The sequence below is a fragment of the Phenylobacterium sp. genome, assembly GCF_016793285.1.
Classification (GTDB): domain Bacteria; phylum Pseudomonadota; class Alphaproteobacteria; order Caulobacterales; family Caulobacteraceae; genus Phenylobacterium.
In genome coordinates this window covers 1-2,310 of sequence record NZ_JAEUMO010000228.1, presented here as the reverse complement: position 1 = coordinate 2,310, position 2,310 = coordinate 1, and the positions used below count along the sequence as shown (strand labels likewise).

At 68.9% G+C, this 2,310-nt stretch carries 3 protein-coding genes; all 3 read right to left on the bottom strand.

Annotated elements, in window-relative coordinates:
- Window positions 1–14: 14 nt before the first annotated feature.
- A complete protein-coding gene (locus tag JNL41_RS19845; RefSeq protein WP_293477906.1) occupies window positions 15–1,406 on the bottom strand; it encodes a PAS domain S-box protein in 1,392 nt (463 codons plus the stop codon).
- A gap of 123 nt (window positions 1,407–1,529) precedes the next feature.
- On the bottom strand, window positions 1,530–1,841 hold the full coding sequence (locus tag JNL41_RS19840) for a hypothetical protein (RefSeq protein WP_293477905.1): 312 nt from the start codon (window positions 1,839–1,841) through the stop codon (window positions 1,530–1,532).
- A 138-nt stretch (window positions 1,842–1,979) separates the two neighbouring features.
- Window positions 1,980–2,310: aldehyde dehydrogenase family protein (locus tag JNL41_RS19835; RefSeq protein ID WP_293477904.1), on the bottom strand; the 331-nt coding region annotated here is incomplete at its 5' end.

The window sequence follows — 2,310 nt, the reverse complement described above, 5'->3', positions numbered from 1 at the left end:
CGGCGCGGAGTTCGTCAGATGTCGAAGACGGTCGGCGCGCTGTCGGCGGGCGGCAGGTGCGCTTTCAGGACGCAACTGAAGCCGGCGGGGTCGTAGCGCATCGTCGCCGAGCCCCGCAGTTCGTTGCGCAGACCGCGTTCGATCAGGCGCGATCCGAAGCCGCGGCGGGTGGGCGGCGAGACCGGCGGCCCCTGCGACTCCGCCCAGGTGAGCTGCAGCGCGCGGCTCGCCTCGTCGAAGGTCCAGGTGACGTCGATGCGGCCGCGCTCCACCGAAAGCGCGCCGTACTTCACCGCGTTGGTGGCGAGTTCGTGCAGCACCAGCGCCATGGTCAGCGCGGCCGCGGGCTGCAGCCAGACCTGCGGCCCGGCGATATGCACCTGGACCGAGGCGGCGGGCACGAACGGCCGCAACGCCCGCTCGGCCACGCCCTTCAGCGCCGCCCCGTGCCAGCGCTCGCGGGTGAGCAGCTCATGCACCTCCGAGAGCCCCAGCAGCCGGGCCTCGAACTTGCCGTAGGCCCGCTCGGGATCGCTCTCGTGGCGCAGCGTCTGGGACGCCATCGACTGCACGGTGGCCAGCGTGTTCTTCACCCGGTGGTTCAGCTCGTTGATGAGCAGCCGCAACTGGCCCTGGTAGCGCTGCTGCTCGGCCTCGGCCTGCTTGCGCGCCGAGATGTCCTCGACGATCGAGACGAAGTAGTCCGGCTCGGCGGCCGGCGTGCGCACCAGCGACACGGTGAGCCCGATCCAGATCACCTCGCCCCCCTTCTTCAGGTAGCGCTTCTCCAGCGAGTAGGTCGCGATGCGGCCGGCCAGCAGCGCCCGGGCCTGGGCGACGTCGGTGTCGAGGTCCTCCGGGTGGGTGATCTGGTGGAAGGTGAGCTGCGTGACCTCGCCCCGGGTGTAGCCGCAGATCTCGCAGAAGCGGTCGTTGACCTCCAGGAACCGGCCGTCGGGCGAGACGCGGGCGGCGCCCACCGCCACCTGGTCGAAGATCGCGCGGTAGCGGGCCTCGGCGGCCTCCAGGCTCATCCGCGCCTCGACCGCCTCGGTCACGACCTCGGTGTAGAGGACGAGGCCGCCGATCTCGCCGGCCTCGGTGCGCCACGGCGCCAGCGACCAGCGGACCCACATGATCGAGCCGTCGGGTTGCGGGAACGGATCGGCCGGGTGGCTGCGCTCCCTGCCGTCGTTCAGCACCTGGGCGTGCAGGTCGCGCCAGCGCTGAGGCACCGCCGGGAAGACGTCGTAGTGCAGCCGGCCGACCAGCGGCGTGTCGGCGGGCAGACCCTGGTCGGTCAGGAACCGCCCGGACGCCGCCAGGTAGCGCATGCCGCGGTCGAAGATGGCGATCCCGATCGGCGCATGGCGGATCGCCGTGAAGACGCTCGACGGCGGAGACACGCTATCCAGCGGAGACACGCCATCCAGAAAGTCGCTGCCCTGTTTCCCGGTCACGACGGCCGCACCACGCGCGGCGGCAAAGCTCCGCCGCAACCCCCAGTGGAGGGTCACAGAACGGGCCGGTCAAGCAGCCATGTAGAATGCAATCAGAGCAAGGAGGGCCAAGAACAGCCTGAGCGGGATCGCCGCAACCCTTGGAAGAACATGGCCGATCGCCGCATCGACCAGACCGCCGACGATTCCCCCGGGAAGCGCCGTAAGCGCGAACGCCAAGAGGGCGAGGACGCCTTCCCAATGGAGCATACGCCCAAGGGTCGCCGCAGTGATGATGGCGCCGACCAAGCTCAGGGGGCTGTCGCGGGCCCACTCGGTTGCTGAACGCTCCGCCGCTCCATTCTCAGGAACGGGACTATCTGGTGGCGACGGCATGGTCATGGATGCGCTCCCCCGATAAGTTCAAGGAACGCCGATACTCGAATTGAGTCAATCTGAAGTGGTGTTTCGGGGCGGATCCCCAGGCAATCAGGGCCGCCCCTAGGGGCGGCCCTTCGCATCACAATTGCCGTGGAGCGTCTATTCCGCCGCGGGCTTCGGCGCGTAGCCGAGCACGGCCTTGGTCTCGAGGAACTCGTGGAAGGCGTAGTCGCCCCACTCGCGCCCGTTGCCGCTCATCTTGTACCCGCCGAAGGGGGCCATCATGTCGCCGCCTCCGCCGTTGATCGACACCTGGCCGGCGCGGAGCTTGGCGGCGACCTTGCGGGCTTTCTCCAGGTCTTCCGCCTGCACGTAGGCGGCGAGGCCGTACTCGGTGTCGTTGCCGATATCGATGGCCTGCTCGACATTGTCGTAGCCGAGGATGGAGATCACCGGACCGAAGATCTCTTCCTTGGCGATGGTCATGTCG